At 48.0% G+C, this 15,923-nt stretch carries 15 protein-coding genes and 3 pseudogenes; 7 read left to right on the top strand and 11 right to left on the bottom strand.

What is annotated here, in order from left to right; all coding sequences use genetic code 11:
- The first annotated feature begins 20 nt into the window (after positions 1-20).
- From GNG27_RS20040 to GNG27_RS23795, 4 genes and pseudogenes are all read left to right on the top strand, one after another.
- The gene (locus GNG27_RS20040) at positions 21-1,040 is read left to right on the top strand and encodes a fimbrial protein (RefSeq protein ID WP_156264671.1); all 1,020 of its coding nucleotides are present in this window, start codon (positions 21-23) and stop codon (positions 1,038-1,040) included.
- Positions 1,041-1,326: 286 nt separating this feature from the next.
- The gene (locus GNG27_RS20045; RefSeq protein WP_142489628.1) at positions 1,327-1,878 is read left to right on the top strand and encodes a hypothetical protein; all 552 of its coding nucleotides are present in this window, start codon (positions 1,327-1,329) and stop codon (positions 1,876-1,878) included.
- Positions 1,879-1,959: 81 nt separating this feature from the next.
- The gene (locus GNG27_RS20050; RefSeq protein ID WP_142489627.1) at positions 1,960-2,268 is read left to right on the top strand and encodes a hypothetical protein; all 309 of its coding nucleotides are present in this window, start codon (positions 1,960-1,962) and stop codon (positions 2,266-2,268) included.
- A gap of 119 nt (positions 2,269-2,387) precedes the next feature.
- Positions 2,388-4,078: pseudogene (locus GNG27_RS23795) on the top strand (ISNCY family transposase).
- Positions 4,079-4,081: 3 nt separating this feature from the next.
- On the opposite strand, the gene GNG27_RS20060 reads toward GNG27_RS23795, so the two are convergent.
- The gene (locus tag GNG27_RS20060; protein ID WP_103825505.1) at positions 4,082-4,663 is read right to left on the bottom strand and encodes a DJ-1/PfpI family protein; all 582 of its coding nucleotides are present in this window, start codon (positions 4,661-4,663) and stop codon (positions 4,082-4,084) included.
- A gap of 41 nt (positions 4,664-4,704) precedes the next feature.
- Here GNG27_RS20060 and GNG27_RS20065 point away from each other — a divergent pair.
- Together GNG27_RS20065 and GNG27_RS20070 are read left to right on the top strand one after the other, a co-directional pair.
- Positions 4,705-5,402, top strand: a protein-coding gene (locus GNG27_RS20065) for an IS1-like element IS1A family transposase (protein ID WP_231600413.1) whose coding sequence is annotated in 2 segments (ribosomal slippage) — positions 4,705-4,954 and positions 4,954-5,402 — 699 coding nt in all. Because the reading frame shifts where the segments join, the coding sequence is not laid out codon by codon here.
- A gap of 167 nt (positions 5,403-5,569) precedes the next feature.
- Entirely contained in the window at positions 5,570-7,402 is a 1,833-nt protein-coding gene (locus GNG27_RS20070; RefSeq protein ID WP_103825500.1) for a methyl-accepting chemotaxis protein, read from the top strand.
- A 308-nt stretch (positions 7,403-7,710) separates the two neighbouring features.
- Here the strand turns inward: GNG27_RS20070 and GNG27_RS20075 are convergent, their stop codons facing one another.
- The 3 genes from GNG27_RS20075 to GNG27_RS20085 all read right to left on the bottom strand — a co-directional run bounded on the left by GNG27_RS20075 (position 7,711) and on the right by GNG27_RS20085 (position 10,310).
- Positions 7,711-8,154, bottom strand: coding sequence for an EAL domain-containing protein (locus GNG27_RS20075; protein ID WP_231600414.1), 444 nt, complete (start codon positions 8,152-8,154; stop codon positions 7,711-7,713).
- Positions 8,155-8,189: 35 nt separating this feature from the next.
- Positions 8,190-8,887 (bottom strand): IS1-like element IS1B family transposase gene (locus tag GNG27_RS20080; RefSeq protein ID WP_231600415.1). Its coding sequence is split into 2 segments (ribosomal slippage): positions 8,190-8,638 and positions 8,638-8,887, totalling 699 coding nucleotides; the frame shifts between segments, so codons are not numbered across the junction.
- 115 nt (positions 8,888-9,002) lie between these two features.
- Entirely contained in the window at positions 9,003-10,310 is a 1,308-nt protein-coding gene (locus GNG27_RS20085) for a site-specific integrase (RefSeq protein ID WP_156264674.1), read from the bottom strand.
- 618 nt (positions 10,311-10,928) lie between these two features.
- Between GNG27_RS20085 and GNG27_RS20090 the strand changes: the two are divergent.
- Positions 10,929-11,156 (top strand): annotated as a pseudogene (locus GNG27_RS20090) (PocR ligand-binding domain-containing protein); the annotation flags it as partial.
- Here the strand turns inward: GNG27_RS20090 and GNG27_RS20095 are convergent.
- The 7 genes and pseudogenes from GNG27_RS20095 to GNG27_RS20125 all read right to left on the bottom strand — a co-directional run.
- Positions 11,118-11,825, bottom strand: a pseudogene (locus GNG27_RS20095) (aldehyde dehydrogenase family protein); the annotation flags it as partial. The pseudogenes GNG27_RS20090 and GNG27_RS20095 sit on opposite strands and share 39 nt — an antisense overlap.
- A 47-nt stretch (positions 11,826-11,872) precedes the next feature.
- Entirely contained in the window at positions 11,873-12,658 is a 786-nt protein-coding gene (gene grpI, locus GNG27_RS20100) for a propanediol utilization microcompartment protein GrpI (protein WP_142487156.1), read from the bottom strand.
- A gap of 21 nt (positions 12,659-12,679) precedes the next feature.
- On the bottom strand, positions 12,680-12,961 hold the full coding sequence (gene grpH, locus GNG27_RS20105; RefSeq protein WP_002438304.1) for a propanediol utilization system shell hexameric protein GrpH: 282 nt from the start codon (positions 12,959-12,961) through the stop codon (positions 12,680-12,682).
- Between the two features lie 204 nt (positions 12,962-13,165).
- On the bottom strand, positions 13,166-14,365 hold the full coding sequence (gene tdcD, locus GNG27_RS20110) for a propionate kinase (RefSeq protein ID WP_142487157.1): 1,200 nt from the start codon (positions 14,363-14,365) through the stop codon (positions 13,166-13,168).
- Between the two features lie 30 nt (positions 14,366-14,395).
- Complete coding sequence (locus GNG27_RS20115) at positions 14,396-14,893, bottom strand: heme-binding protein (RefSeq protein ID WP_156264675.1); 498 nt, start codon at positions 14,891-14,893, stop codon at positions 14,396-14,398.
- Positions 14,894-14,916: 23 nt separating this feature from the next.
- The gene (locus tag GNG27_RS20120) at positions 14,917-15,189 is read right to left on the bottom strand and encodes a EutN/CcmL family microcompartment protein (RefSeq protein ID WP_142487159.1); all 273 of its coding nucleotides are present in this window, start codon (positions 15,187-15,189) and stop codon (positions 14,917-14,919) included.
- Between the two features lie 11 nt (positions 15,190-15,200).
- Positions 15,201-15,917, bottom strand: a complete 717-nt coding sequence (locus GNG27_RS20125; protein ID WP_156264676.1) for a flavoprotein — start codon at positions 15,915-15,917, stop codon at positions 15,201-15,203.
- Between the last annotated feature and the right edge of the window lie 6 nt (positions 15,918-15,923).

Raw genomic sequence — 15,923 nt, forward strand, 5'->3', positions numbered from 1 at the left:
ATGATTAAGGAAGACAAAAAATGAAAAGAGAAATGATACTAGGGTTATCTGTTTTCCTGTATCTAGGATATATCCACACAATACTTGCATGCGTGATGACCAGTGGTAAAACAATTGAATATAGCGTCAATCTGGGTAATAAATATTTTACAGTAGATGTGCTTAATCGCCAGCCTGGAGATTTATTATTCACCTATGGCGGCATGACTCTGACCAATAATACGGAATGGAATATAACTTGTAGTGGTTCAGAACCGAGTGGCTACAATAGTATTGGTGGCGCTCCCGTTGGACCGGCTTATCAAAGCAAGCCAGGATATGTTTACAGTATCGATCGTCTACCGGGGATTGGTTACAGTTTTCAAATGGGTGAACAGGATGGTATTGATTTCGATTCCCTTTTTATGCCTTATCCAACAGCACGCCCCTTTTCTGGGGGCAGGTATTTTAATTCAGAAAGCAAAAAACCAACTATTTATTTTTGGCGCATTCCTGATACCAGCGGTTTACCACCTCCAGGCCAGTATTGCCTGAATGATTATCTCGGTGATATTTATCTTGAGGGGGTCAACGCCTTAAAGTTTAGTGTAAAAGGATTGTGCATTACGGTAAAGTCCCCAACCTGCAAAATCAGTAACGCTGATATTAAAGTTAATTTGGGAAGACACAATAGGTCCGTATTTATGGGGCCTGGGAGTACCACCAATATGGTACCGTTCAATATAGATCTTACCACCTGCGAGAATGTTGGTAACATCTTTATGCAATTTAATGCAACGGCTGATGGTAATCACGCGGCAAACGGTATTATAAAAATAGATGATAGTGGTGATGATAGTTCCGCGACCGGGGTTGGAGTCCAGGTATTAAAAAATAGCGTCCCGATAGTGTTGAATGAACCTGCGACAATCTGGTCGGGAAGTAAAGGTAGTGAGTCGGCCTACAGTTTCCAGTATCAGGCAAGATACATTCAGACTGAATCGACGGTTACCGCCGGTCAGGCGAATGCGAGTGCGACGTTTGTGGTTACCTATAATTAAGAAGTGGCGCCGTCGCTGACACGCTCAGAACAGGATAAGTCATTTAACAATGAAATACACCTGCGAACAGTAAGTATTATTGAGGCTCACCATTTGCGATAAGCGAATAGGTTCTTCAATAGCGGTTTTTACGCCGATGTGAACGTTACTGATTTTGTATTAGAGATAAGCTCAGCCCTGTATCTCATCCTGGTAAAAAGAAACGATGGGGTATGATTTTTTATAGTGTCTGGACATATTATTATTCGCATGATTGGGTGTGGTGATATTACATAGGGAGTGAATAATGTTATTGGTTATTTCTGGTTCTGGATATTTTGATCTGGGGTTTGATAGTTACTTTTCGAGGGTGAAGTGCAGGACAACATGCACTGAAAAAATTTTATATTGTTCGTTTGAAGATCCTAAGGCTATCGTTAGTAACGTGATGGCAGCATCAGAAAAGTATTATTTGCGATGTCTCGTTATCGATTATCCATGGAGTAACATAGCCGTCCTTCAGTCAGCACTCTATATAAAAATACACTTCCCACTTATTAGCGTGGTTGTCTATTCAACCGGTGGGTACCGATTCAACGAACTGGAAGCATCTTATCTGGAAATTCTTGGGGCGCAATTGAATGTGGGATTCTCAGGCGTATGCTCAGCTTTGATGCAAAGGCGGATGCCGGTATCTGCGGTGGATATCATCTATGCGGCGGCATCAAGGTTTGTCGAAATATCTAAAAAAGATGCGTTGTTAATATCTTTTATCCTGGCGGGACTGAAGCTAAAAGATATAGCCAGTGCTTATAACAAAGATATTAAGCAGGTTTACTATGACAGAGCAGGCTTCTGAGTAAGTTCAGCATTAAAAATAATGTTGAACTGGTAAGTAATATAAGGTGTTTTGTTTTGTGCAAACCTGGCGGAGGTCGTGATGAGAGAGTATCGACAAGCGAAAGAAAAACTGGATTCATTGATCTTTGCGATATGGTTAAATAATAGCTTAAACAATAATGTCTGCGATTATAGCGTCATACGCGAAGAGATGAATGATATTATTGTGCCATATGTATACAGAAAGGAGTTGGACGATGTGATTGCGGCTGTCAATTTAATGATTTCATCAGAACCAACTGTGCGCCAGGAGCATAATGAAATTCTATTTAAACGATTACTCGATTTATACGCCAGGTTAGCGGGGCATCTGGCCGTTGAGAATTACCTTTTGGCCAAAATTTACTAAATAGCTGCGCGGAATAGTGCTGAATCGCCACGGATAATCTAGACACTTTTCAGCCAGATATGGACTGACCCCACCCCGGTAGACGATCCTGCCCTATAGTTTGAGCATAGGAGGAGCGTATGGGCACACCACGATTTACACCTGAATTTAAGGAAGAAGCCGTCCGTCAGATAACGGAACGCGGTTATTCCGTGGCCGAAGTTTCTGACCGGCTGGGCGTTTCCGCACACAGTCTCTATAAGTGGTTACGGGCAATTAAACCCGATAACAGCGAACAGCATGCCCGTGATTTACTGGAAGCGAAAAGCGAGATCCTGAAGCTCAGGGCCCAACTGAAGCGCACTGAGGAAGAACGGGATATTCTGAAAAAGGCCGCGCGGTACTTTGCAAGGGAGCCCGACTGAAGTACCGCTTTATCAATGAGCACCGCACTGTATGGGGTGTGATGACGATGTGTCGGGTGTTGTGCGTTGCCCGGGCCGGGTTTTATGCGTGGCTGCATAACCCGGTCTCCGCGCGGGATAAAGATAACCAGCGTCTGCTGGCGCTTATCCGTGAATCTGGCCCACTGGGTATGGCTAATCGTCGTCGCGGGAGACCCAGCAATAATCAGTTGCCTGATGGTCTTGCCCTGTATGCACTCAGTATTATACGTGAGCGCTATACCGACTTTGGGCCGACGCTGGTGTGTGAAAAGCTTGCAGAACTGCACGATGTCCACCTGTCCAAAGAAACTGTCCGGTCGCTCATGGTTAAAGCCGGTCTCTGGGTCCCCCGTAAGCAACGTGCGCCAAAAATTCAGCAGCCACGCTATCGCCGGGCCTGTTGTGGCGAACTGATACAGATAGATGGCTGTGACCACCACTGGTTCGAGAACCGTGCTCCAGCCTGTACCGCGCTGGTTTACGTTGATGATGCAACGAGCCGACTGATGCAGCTCCGCTTTGTAAAATCGGAATCAACATTCACCTATTTTGAGGCCACACGAGGCTACCTGGAAAAGCATGGTAAACCGCTGGCGTTATACAGCAACAAAGCCAGTGTATTCAGAATAAACAACAAAAATGCCACTGGTGGCGATGGCTATACCCAGTTTGGGCGTGCGATGCATGAACTGAATATCCAGACTATCTGCGCGAATACCAGCTCTGCCAAAGGCCGCGTGGAACGCGCTCATCTGACGCTTCAGGACCGACTGGTAAAAGAACTCCGGCTCAGGGGAATTTCTTCTGTTGACGCTGCCAATGAGTATGCTGATGAGTTTATGGACGATTATAACCGGCGCTTTGCCAAAGTTCCCCGACATGACTTTGATGTGCATCGGCCACTCGAACATGATGATGATCTGGCTGCCTTTTTCACATGGCGGGAACCGCGCCGCGTTTCAAAATCTCTGACGGTTCAGTATGACAAAGTGCTCTATCTTATTGAAGACAGTGAAATTAGTCGCAAAGCCATCTGGAAATACATAGAGGTCTGGCACTATCCGGATGGCCGAAAAGAACTCAGGCTTAACGGTGTTACACTTCCCTACTCCACTTATGATCGCCTGTCGGAAATCGACCAGGGAGCTATCGTGGACAACAAGCGTCTCGGTCGTACACTAGAATATATTAAACTGGTTCAGGACAAACGCGACAATAATCGTTCTCAGGCAATACCTGCTGGCGATGGGCCTTCACGGCGTCGCAGGAAACCAACTGAAAAGAAATCCCAGCGGTCACTGAACGGCGACGATATGCTGGAAGCTTTGAAGGTTTTACAGAGTCGTTCTGATGAAATATTTGGATCTAATACTCAAAAGACGTAGGGATTAAAGGAGGGGAAAACCCATTCCTTCTTTAATTTTTTCTACGTTAGCTCTGGACGTAAGTTTTTCTATTAAAGTAAATGCGACATTAATCGCTGTTGCAGGACTTTGCGATGTAATGATATTTGCGTCCACTACAATTGGGCGTTGAATAACATTGACACCCATATCTGATAACTGTGTTTGACGTTTACTGCTCAGATGATACGTCGTACCCATTCTACCGTGAAGAGCACCGCTTTTTGCTATTGCTAAAGCGCCAACACAGACAGAAGCGATAATTTTGTTTTGGTTATTAAATTTTCGAATAAGGCTGACCAGTCGCTCATCAAATGCATCCTCGTAAAAACCAGCCCGGCTCATCCCCCCAGGAATGGCAATGGCATCAAAGCTATCACCATCAATTTCATCCAGTTGATATTCTGGTTCGATAGTGAAATTCCAGGCACATTTAACTTTCTTTCGTAGACCAACTGTTACCAATTCTACGGGTTCTAATCCGTACGTTGTTGTCCAGCCAATAGCATCAGTAAATGCACTGGCTTCATACTCTTCTAATCCCTGACAAAGGGGTGATGCTGCCAACTTACTGATTTAGTGTATGATGGTGTTTTTGAGGTGCTCCAGTGGCTTCTGTTTCTATCAGCTGTCCCTCCTGTTCAGCTACTGACGGGGTGGTGCGTAACGGCAAAAGCACCGCCGGACATCAGCGCTATCTCTGCTCTCACTGCCGTAAAACATGGCAGCTACAGTTCACTTACACCGCCTCTCAACCCGGTACGCACCAGAAAATCATTGATATTGCCATGAATGGCGTTGGATGCCGGGCAACCGCCCGCATTATGGGCGTTGGCCTCAACACGATTTTACGTCACTTAAAAAACTCAGGCCGCAGTCGGTAACCTCGCGCATACAGCCGGGCAGTGACGTCATCGTCTGCGCGGAAATGGACGAACAGTGGGGATACGTCGGGGCTAAATCGCGCCAGCGCTGGCTGTTTTACGCGTATGACAGGCTCCGGAAGACGGTTGTTGCGCACGTATTCGGTGAACGCACTATGGCGACGCTGGGGCGTCTTATGAGCCTGCTGTCACCCTTTGACGTGGTGATATGGATGACGGATGGCTGGCCGCTGTATGAATCCCGCCTGAAGGGAAAGCTGCACGTAATCAGCAAGCGATATACGCAGCGAATTGAGCGGCATAATCTCAATCTGAGGCAGCACCTGGCACGGCTGGGACGGAAGTCGCTGTCGTTCTCAAAATCGGTGGAGCTGCATGACAAAGTCATCGGGCATTATCTGAACATAAAACACTATCAATAATTTTGAGTCATTACCGATAATTCCTAACTATGTTTTTTGCAGGTAACCGTTTGCGTCTTCACTCAAGAAGAAATCAATGTGATGGTAATCACAGAAAGCATAATTTTATTAAAGTAAACGCCGAGAATGACGATTGTAGTAAAACATATAGAAATAGGGACAAAAGAATGAATATTTCCTCAATGGTTTCTTCTGGAATTGAAAATCTTAAGATCAGTAGGAAACTATTACTAAGTTATATGTTGCTTATAATAATAACATTTTTTATATATGCATTTGCAAGTCATGGTCTCGAATCCATCAGTAATAATAACGTCAGACAAAATAAAACATCAGAGATTTCAAAACTTTTAGATAACTTAAAATTTTACAATGTGAATTTCAGATATACTAAAAGCATTGAATATGCTGAACTCCAGAAAAAGGGTCTCGACACCCTAATTGAGCAAGTAAGACTGCTTGAAGTCGACAAAAGAGATAATGTTAGCAGCAAAATAAACCAACAATTAAATATTGCATCGGCGGACTATAAAAAAATCTCTGATGATTTTGTTGGCTCAATTGAAACGGGAAGAGTTATTGAACTGAATATGCAAAAATCTGCAGTTTTTGATGTCGGAGAACAATTAACCAATAAAAGCAGGAGTGCTGGTTTTGATGTTGGTCTGGGTGAGTTCTCATCATATATAAATCTTAAATTGAAAGATTTAAGATTCAGAATAGCGGATCTCGTTGCAAGTAAAAATGAAGAATCTTTCGTTAAAATTGAAAACATTTTGAAAGATATTATCAAAGAATCCGATAATTACAATTCTGCTAGTATGAATTCATCACAGGAATTGATTGCGGAACTTAAAAAAAATGCTGATGTAATGATAGGCAATGCTCATGATTTCAGGAAAAACTTAATTCTACAAAATGAATTATTTGAGAAACTTAATCAGGGGTCCAACGAAACATATGCTGCAATGGAATTATTATCAAAGCATCAAAACATGCAAACCAAAAATGTTATAGATAACGCTAAAACTATCATGCTAGTTGCGTCGGTTTCCGGCAGTATTATTGCATTATGCATTGCTTACTTTATGACAAGGCATATTTCAAAACCTCTCAATGAAACACTTAATATCTCAAGTCGAATTGCCTCAGGTGATTTATCCGCATCTGTTATATCTACAAGAAAAGACGAGTTTGGGGAATTATTAGTTTCTATAGGTATGATGAATGATCGGCTAAAACACATAATAGATGAAGTGAAAGTCGGCGTGGATAATGTATCTAAAGCATCTGCGGAAATTTCTTTAGGAAATTCAGACCTTTCTATCCGCACAGACCAACAATCATCTGCGTTAGTGCAAACCAATAATAACATCAAGCAACTTTCTGATGCTATGAAAAATAATGCGCAAAATGCAGAGTATGCAAGTATTCGAACTAATGCCGCCTCGGCTAACGCAGAAAATGGAGGGCTAATTGTTAAGAATGTGATTATAAAAATGAAAACGATCTCAGAAAACTCTTCAAAAATTTCCGATATCACTAATGTAATTAATGGAATCGCCTTCCAGACTAATATTCTTGCACTTAACGCAGCTGTCGAAGCGGCCCGTGCAGGAGAACATGGGAAAGGGTTTGCTGTAGTCGCCGGAGAAGTAAGAACTCTTGCTCAACGTAGCGCTATAGCAGCCAAAGAAATCGAAAATTTATTAAGCGATGCGGTACTTAATATAAAAGACGGGGTTTCTCTGGTTACGCAATCAGGGGAGACTATGGAACAAATTGTTTCTTCCGTACACCAAGTTAATCTGATTATAGAAGATATTGCTAGGGTATCAGAGAAACAAAGCAAATGGCTGTCTGATGTGCATGATGCAGTCTCAAAGATGGACATTACAACAAAACAGAATGCGAGCCTAGTTAAAGAATCTGCTATTGCATCCACATCCCTTGCTGAGCAAGCCCGACAACTAAACACTTTGATCTCAGTATTTAGTTAAATTTACTCTGGTTTGTGGCATTATCCAACATAGATAAAGCCACAAGCCTACCATTAATAAAAAAACCTTTCTGTGTTAGCATGGTTAAGAATACGATGTTGCTGATTAAATAAATTAGTTAGTACTTTATAGCTTGCTTCAAGCAGGATCAGAATATACTGGTTACTATCATATATTTACCTATCAACCTTTAGTTTCTTCGACCATATATAATGCAAGCTAATTATTATTAAAGGTGGATTATTGCTGTGCGTACGGCTTTACGTATGATCAGCAATCATGCCGGTTTAATTTTCTTTTTGGTCGCTTTAAGGCAATTTCCGGAAAAACTCGTTTATTGGTAACTGGCGACCATACAGGTAACCTTGCATGAAGGTTATGTTATTTTTCCGCAAATAAGCTGACTGCGCTTCAGTCTCTACACCTTCTGCAACTGTTTTGAGCTTCAGCCTGCGGGCAAGATCAATTATATTATCAATGATATGGGATGATAGAGCGTCACTTCCAACCATGCTAACGAAACTTCTGTCAATTTTTAGAACATCTACTTGGAATTTTTGAAGATAGCTTAGACTGGAGTTACCGGTGCCGAAGTCATCTATAGCAATGAGCACGCCCAGTTTATGTAGATCAGTAATCACACTGGCCGTAACGCCATCAATCACAAGAAGCTCTCGTTCTGTTAATTCCAGTACCAGAATTACAGGACTATCGCTAAATGCCAACAGTAAATTACGACAGTCATCTACCAAGCTAAGCTCTTTAAAGTGCGGGTAATGACTCAAAATTATTGATAGTGTTTTATGTTCAGATAATGCCCGATGACTTTGTCATGCAGCTCCACCGATTTTGAGAACGACAGCGACTTCCGTCCCAGCCGTGCCAGGTGCTGCCTCAGATTGAGATTATGCCGCTCAATTCGCTGCGTATATCGCTTGCTGATTACGTGCAGCTTTCCCTTCAGGCGGGATTCATACAGCGGCCAGCCATCCGTCATCCATATCACCACGTCAAAGGGTGACAGCAGGCTCATAAGACGCCCCAGCGTCGCCATAGTGCGTTCACCGAATACGTGCGCAACAACCGTCTTCCGGAGCCTGTCATACGCGTAAAACAGCCAGCGCTGGCGCGATTTAGCCCCGACGTAGCCCCACTGTTCGTCCATTTCCGCGCAGACGATGATGTCACTGCCCGGCTGTATGCGCGAGGTTACCGACTGCGGCCTGAGTTTTTTAAATGGCGGAAAATCGTGTTGAGGCCAACGCCCATAATGCGGGCGATTGCCCGGCATCCAACGCCATTCATGGCCATATCAATGATTTTCTGGTGCGTACCGGGTTGAGAGGCGGTGTAAGTGAACTGTAGCTGCCATGTTTTACGGCAGTGAGAGCAGAGATAGCGCTGATGTCCGGCAGTGCTTTTGCCGTTACGCACCACCCCGTCAGTAGCTGAACAGGAGGGACAGCTGATAGAAACAGAAGCCACTGGAGCACCTCAAAAACACCATCATACACTAAATCAGTAAGTTGGCAGCATCACCACCGAACACTGGCGAAGAACGTCGGCCTCGCCAGCAAATCCAGAGATCCGATTTAAGCCTCTATCTCTGCCCAAACAGGTTAACGACATTGTTTTCCTGCTGTTGCTGGTGGTTATTCACCCGAGACTCCCAGATCTCGAGAGCCTTACGCTTTTCAACCAGGTAATCGTAACGATCGTAGTGTTTAGAACTCACATCCTGTAGAGCATGGTTCTGAATGCGGTCACGCAGGTCTTTAGCAATACCCGCTTCGCCCATCAGGGTCTTACAGGTACGACGAATATCACGCGCAATAAAAGATGGGCTCAACGCAAAGTGTTGCCGGTAATAAATGATGGCTTGTGCAAAGCTGTCTGTGCGTAGATGCTGTTCCGATTTAATACGCTGCGGGAAGATGTAAGGACTCTGACTATGATTCTCAGCCTTCAACTTTTCGAGTATCTCAATGGCTGACTCAGTCAAAGGCACCAGATGAGCCCTTTTATTTTTCGACACATCCGCCACTATCAATAACGTTTTTTCTTCCCAGTTAACGGCATCCCAACGGCTGGAAACCAGCTCATGAGGCCGCTGGCCCCCCGTATAGACACATAAGTTAAGCAATTGGCTGATTAACGAGCCGACCTTTGGTGCTTTAGGGAAATCCCCCATAAGTTGCTGTAATTCATCCAGTTTCAGCCAGTTTGTCCCTGCCTTCTCCGCTGCAGATTGTTTAGGTATCACACTCACTGGATTCATTTGAAGCCCAAACATCACGTTCTGCTGGTGGTTTGCCGGATCGTTGTCAGCCTTCAGCCCATAATTGAATGCTGCCATCAGATAAGAGCGAACACGATTTGCTTCAACTGATGCACCACGTTTAATAATGGTGGCCAGAATTTGTTTAATATGAGCAGGTGTAACGTCACGAGCTTTCATCACTTTAGGTATAAAAGGATAGGTTTCTTTTTCCAGCCGGTACAAAACCTGTTGCCAGGTGCGTTTACCATCTTCACGCATTTTGGTGGTGTAACCCAAAATGAGTTGCTCAATGCTGCCTCTGAGCTGGTCTTCACGTTGTTGTTGTTCGGCAGAGAAAAGCTGCTCTGCGATTTCGGCCTTGGGTGCTTTTCCTTGTTTAAGAAGACCCGCATGCTCTTTGCATTGCTGTCTGGCTTGTGCCAGTGACAGCTCAGGGAACCGCCCTAGCAGAATGAACTGCCGTTTCCCTTGCCAGAAGTAGCGATAATAAAAAACTCTCTGGCCTGATGGCTCAACTTTCACCCCTAATCGCCCTGCCCCACGTTCACCACTTTTGTCCCACTCATAATAGGCAGTTTTCTTCGGCTTTAAGCCGCTGATCAGCGAGACGGTTAAATTATCAGACATAGCCTTTTTCAGTCCTTAGGTGTTACGTCACCTGAACATTTACAGGTGACGTAGTGGGTGACGTAATGATGATACTGAAGGCCAAAACACAGCACAACATGAAACAACAATAATGAATTAACACTATGTTATTAATAAAAATAAAATCATAGCGATGAAAAATGCACAAAGATGAAACGCGTTGTTAACATGACTCATAATCGCTTGGTCGCTGGTTCAAGTCCAGCAGGGGCCACCAGATACAGCAAGGGCTGGAGAGAAGTCTCCGGCCCTTTTGCTTTGTATCGCTTCTGAATTCCTGACTGTAGCCTTATTTTTCCCTTACACGCGTGAGCAATCTCCTGACATCAGGATCGCCTTATTACCCATAATATCTCTCTCGCGTATTAGCGGCTTACATTAAAATAACCTCTAAACTGAACACATCCGATTGTTATTAAGATTAATCCAATATCCGGACAATTATCTATTTCCGTTACATTTGCCCAACATTATCGACATGATATTAACATGAATTTTAATACCATTTTTATTGCCGTGACCCATTTCAATATTTTCCTGCATCAGATCGTTTAGTTTTAAATATGCGACAGGACTTTAAAAATGCAGGCTGAAAGTATGATGACTCATTACAAGCTACATGAATTTTTGGACGTACAACGACTTCAGACTCTGCAGGATAACTTTTCAAAATCGATGATGATCGCGCTGGTCGTGGTGGATGAAAACGGCGTTCCCGTCACCAGGCCCAGCGGGTTTTCAGACTTCTGCGCGCGCTCGCGCCTCAACCCTAACCTGACTCATCACTGTTATGAAAGCGACAAAGCTGGCGGGCGCGCCCAGCTGAGCCAGCTTGTGATTGATAAGCTCAACCGCGTACAGCGAAACTTTCCGCGAACGCGGGTGGGGACTAAACACCACGGTGTTGCCCGCCGCCAGCATGCTGATGCTGTTGTTAATGATGGTCTCGGTCGGATTAGTGGTGGGTGTGATCGAACCAATCACCCCGAACGCGGAGTACTCGATCAGCGTTAACCCCCCGTCTCCGGTTATCGCGCGGGTGGCCAGGTCTTCGAGACCTGGCGTTTTCAGCGCGGCGACGCGGTTTTTAATCAGTTTGTCCTCGTAATTCCCCATGCCGGTTTCGTCCACCGCCATACGGGAAATGGCGCGCAGCACATTCTCCTGCAGGAAGACATCGCGAATGCCATTAATAAACGTGGCACGGTCTTGCATAGAACAGTGGCGATACTGCACCTGCGCCAGCACGGCCGCTGAAATCGCCTCGTCTATGGTCTCGAATGCGCCCGTTCCGGCACTTGCGACCTGAGACGGTGCACTGGCGGCGCGCCCGGACTGCTGCTGCGCCAGCGCCTTAGCGACGATATCATCCAGGCCTTCAACCCGCCCTGCCTCTGAGGTGGCGGGAGTCACTGCCGGGACCGTATCCGGTGTTGCTTTGGTGAATTTGCTCAGAATGGTCGAGACAGCCTGAGCGATTTCAATATCATTCATCTTTAAATTCCTTACTACCGACCGCGTCGCGCGTCGTCTCCCGCGGCTTAGATATACGGCGTCGTGGTGGATTTAATTTCCGCCGGATCTAGCGTGGAGAGCAGTTGCAGCCCCACTTCTCGTGCAGCAATCACCGCCTGGCGTACCGCGCCGGAATCACCGGAAAAGGTAAAGATCACTTCGTTACTGAAGCTCGTGCCTTTCGACGGACTGGCGTAGCCCACCGGGTCAACAACGGCGGATTTCGCCGCAGCATCAGCAATCACCAGGCCAATCGCCGCAGGCGAGGCACAGGTCATCCCGAAGGATTTTCCAATCGGCGCGCCCAGCGCTTTATGCAGCGCATAGCTGGCGCGTGCGGTGTATTGAAATTCAAGGTGGCCTGCCGGCGAGCCGTAGACGTCGCCCATGGTGCGTTCAATTTCTGCCAGCGCAACTTCCACCGCACGTCTGACGTCGGAAACATCAGACGCGCCAAAAATAATTAAGCAGCCGTGCCCGCCGCCACCTTCCGTGTCGCGAGCCAGCTCGATAGAGATAATTTCACTATTGGTCGCTTTGATGGCTTCATCCGCCGCAAAAATTTGCGGACCTGCGCCGGTACGTGCCCCCAGAATACCGATCGAGCGATATTTCTTGTCGATATTCATAATTTCATGCAACTGATTATCGACATTGGCAATCACCAGGCCGATAGTGTGCCCCAACGCAGTGCCGACAAATTCCGTAATTCCGCAACCGGCAAAGTTGGCGGCGGTTTTAGCCTTCGGCTTCGTGTCGGTTTGTTTATTCATTACGTCAGATATAATCTGCTCAACAAGATTATCTCTCATGATCAGTATCCTTTTTTGTTATTAACCGACGGCCTTCGGCAGAATTTTTTCCACCTCAATGTGCGGACGCGGAATAACGTGTACGGAGACCAGTTCGCCCACTTTACCCGCAGCGGCAGACCCGGCGTCAGTAGCGGCTTTTACGGCCCCTACATCGCCGCGAACCATCACAGTTACCAGGCCGGAACCGATTTTTTCATAGCCCACCAGGGTCACGTTGGCGGATTTCACCATGGTGTCTGCTGCTTCGATTGCCGAGACCAGGCCTTTCGTTTCAACCATTCCTAATGCTTCTTGTTGCATACCAACCTCGATATTTCCGCTTGAAAGAAAATGTGCACACAGGAATAGCAATCCATGGATTGGCCCTGTGCGTTAATTATTTATGCATTCTGATACTAAGGTTATTCGGACAAAATGTTTTGCGCGCTAGCCGGACTATCTTGTTTTCAGGATCATCTTCCCGACAATAAAATCCACCTGCCTGCGGCAATAACCGCCTTATTTCTATGCCGCGCAGCGGGCGAGGTCCGCCGCATCTGTGGCAATCATTTTTTCTTCATTGGTCGGGATAACCGCAATCTTTGTCGAGCCCGTTCTGGAAATCAGCCCGCCGCGGCCACCGAATAACTGCTGATTGCGCGCGTTATCCAGCTCCAGCCCCAACGCCTGGAGGCGTTGTACGGTAAGTTCACGGATCAGCGCCGAGTTCTCGCCAATGCCGCCGGTAAAAATCAGGGCGTCGAAGCGTTTAAGCGCCGTGACATGGCCGCCGATATGCCGGGCCAGGCGGTGTACCATCACCTCGATGGCCAGCGTCGCCCGCGCATGCCCCGCCGCCCGGGCTTCCTGCAACGTACGACAATCGCTGGATAACCCTGAAATCCCCAATAAGCCGGACTGGTTGTTGACCATTTTGTACAGCGCATCGACAGGCTGCCCGGTGCACTTGGCCAGATAGGCGGCGGCACCAAAATCCAGATCGCCGCAGCGCGTGCCCATCACCAGCCCCTCCAGCGGCGTCATGCCCATTGAGGTATCGACACTCTCGCCGTTCTGCACGGCGCAAAGGGAAGAGCCATTCCCCAGATGAGCAATCACGATACCGTGATCTGCCGGGTCAAGTTCCAGCGCGTTCAGCGCTTCGCTGGCGATATAGCGATGGGAGGTGCCGTGGAAACCGTAGCGACGCACCTGATAATCGTGCTGGTACTCCAGCGGAATGGCGTAGGTATAGGCGGCCGGGGATAACGTCTGATGGAACGCGGTATCGAACACTGCAATCTGCGGTAGCGCAGGCAGCAGCGCACGCGCCGCCTCAATGCCGATCAGGTTGGCGGGATTGTGCAGCGGCGCCAGGGCCGACAGCGCACGGATTTTTTCAATCACCTCGTCGGTCACCCGCACCGAGCGTTTAAAATCACTCCCACCGTGCGCCACGCGATGACCGATGGCGGTAAGGCTGTTCAGCAGTTGCCGCTCCGCGAGCTTCCCGAACAGGACGTCTAACGCATGTTGATGGCTGGCTTCCGCCAGCGCCATGCTGGATGAATTACCGTCGCGATCTTTAAAGGTGATGGTGGCACGATCAATCCCCAACCGCTCCGCCAGCCCAGACAGCACCGGCCGATCGGCATCCTGGGGGATGACCGAGAACTTCATCGAAGAAGAACCACAGTTAATGACTAATACACAAGCTAAGGACATGATGACCCCTGATATGGACTGCGATGAAAATTAACAGGTTATTGCGAGGGGAAAACGCAGCGCGCTAAACCGCGCCATCGCCTGGCGGGCGATACGCATATCGTCTTCCACGCTGCCGCCGCTGACGCCAATCCCGCCGAGCAGGCGTCCGCCTGACCAGCAAGGAAACCCGCCGCCGAAGCAACAGATCCCTTTTTCTTTATCAAGACCGTATAACTCTCCGCCCGGCTGTACCCGCCTCGCCAGTTCATGCGTCGCCATCTTTAGCGCCACGGCGGTCCAGGCCTTTTGCGGTGCCAGGGTATGGCTCACCAGCAGAGCGCGATCCATGCTGAAAAAAAACCGCTGATGCCCGCAGGCATCCGCCAGGCTGAAAACAACAGGCACATGGCAAGCCGTAGCGGCCTCCCGCACCAGCTTCGCCAGCAGTTCAGCATCGTCCAGGCTCAGGGACATTTGCCGCTCCGGAAGTTGCGTAGCGATGGCGTCATTGATCCAGTTGTCGAGCACAGCATCGTGTGTAGCCATACCTTATTCTCCCTGGATCGCCGCTATTTGCCGTTCAGTTCAAGCGAGTCGACGATGCCCACCACGGCAGCATCAATCACCGAGTGCTCTTTGCTGTTGCTCATCCGCGCCGAGCTACCGGTGGTCACGATAACAATCTCGCCGTTACCCGCGCCGACGGTATCAACGGCCACCTGAGCGTGGCCGGTAGGCTGATAGTTTTCATCCAGGCGCGCCACCATCAGCAGTTTCGAGCCATTCAGAGAGGTGTGTTTGGTAGTGGAAACCAACGCACCCGTGACTTTTGCGAGGTACATACTTCCTCCGGCTAGCCGTAAATAAGGGTGAGATTGCGCCGCGAGATTTCATCTTTGGCGGCAGGGGTGATCAGCGTATCGCGCTCGACCCACAGCTCTTCGCCGGGGGCAAGCAGGCGAATATCGCGCAGGGTAATTAAGCGTTTTTTCCCGGCGGTTGGCAGGCTGGTGGAGGGCACGGACAGGCTTACCGGGTCAGGATCGACGTGGGCCATTTTTTTGCCAGCAATCGTCACGCCGTAGCTTTCCAGTACCTGAGCGTAACTGGCCAGCCGGGCCAACAGCGTCAGCGGAAAACGGTCGTCATGGCACTGCGGATGCAGCGTGGCGATCGCCTGTTTACGCTGCTGCAAGGCCTGAAATACCGCCTCGCATGCCAGGTTGTCGCGGATACCCAGCGCGATTTTGCTCATGCTGTTGACCGAAAGTGCCGGTAAATAGAGGGCGTCGTAATCTGCGCTCTGGCGGTCGAATCCGGCGCGGGAGCCGCGCTGGCGTAACGCGTCGATGCAGGCCGCTTTCAGCGCCGACTGGCTGGCGCTGTGGGAAAAACTCACCCATAGCGCATAGCCCGCCTGCTCCAGCGCCGCGAGACAGTTCAGGGTTTCAGGGAGCGAAGAAAGGTCGTCACCGGTCACCACCACGCGAACATTTTTTTGCGCCACGGACTGCGCCAGCAATTCGGCGATCGCCCGGTCAAGCAGCTGCGATAAGGTCTGGCTGTCCATCGGCTC

Origin of the sequence: Leclercia sp. 119287, assembly GCF_009734485.1 — a bacterium.
Classification (GTDB): Bacteria; Pseudomonadota; Gammaproteobacteria; order Enterobacterales; family Enterobacteriaceae; genus Enterobacter; species Enterobacter adecarboxylatus_C.

Excerpts from the sequence above, each read along its gene's own strand:
- GNG27_RS20040 (WP_156264671.1), top strand. The coding sequence starts at position 21 with ATGAAAAGAGAAATGATACTAGGGTTATCTGTTTTCCTGTATCTAGGA.
- GNG27_RS20045 (WP_142489628.1), top strand. The coding sequence starts at position 1,327 with ATGTTATTGGTTATTTCTGGTTCTGGATATTTTGATCTGGGGTTTGAT.
- GNG27_RS20050 (WP_142489627.1), top strand. The coding sequence starts at position 1,960 with ATGAGAGAGTATCGACAAGCGAAAGAAAAACTGGATTCATTGATCTTT.
- GNG27_RS20070 (WP_103825500.1), top strand. The coding sequence starts at position 5,570 with ATGAATATTTCCTCAATGGTTTCTTCTGGAATTGAAAATCTTAAGATC.
- GNG27_RS20085 (WP_156264674.1), bottom strand. The coding sequence starts at position 10,310 with ATGTCTGATAATTTAACCGTCTCGCTGATCAGCGGCTTAAAGCCGAAG.
- grpI (WP_142487156.1), bottom strand. The coding sequence starts at position 12,658 with ATGAGAGATAATCTTGTTGAGCAGATTATATCTGACGTAATGAATAAA.
- grpH (WP_002438304.1), bottom strand. The coding sequence starts at position 12,961 with ATGCAACAAGAAGCATTAGGAATGGTTGAAACGAAAGGCCTGGTCTCG.
- tdcD (WP_142487157.1), bottom strand. The coding sequence starts at position 14,365 with ATGTCCTTAGCTTGTGTATTAGTCATTAACTGTGGTTCTTCTTCGATG.
- GNG27_RS20115 (WP_156264675.1), bottom strand. The coding sequence starts at position 14,893 with ATGGCTACACACGATGCTGTGCTCGACAACTGGATCAATGACGCCATC.
- GNG27_RS20120 (WP_142487159.1), bottom strand. The coding sequence starts at position 15,189 with ATGTACCTCGCAAAAGTCACGGGTGCGTTGGTTTCCACTACCAAACAC.
- GNG27_RS20125 (WP_156264676.1), bottom strand. The coding sequence starts at position 15,917 with ATGGACAGCCAGACCTTATCGCAGCTGCTTGACCGGGCGATCGCCGAA.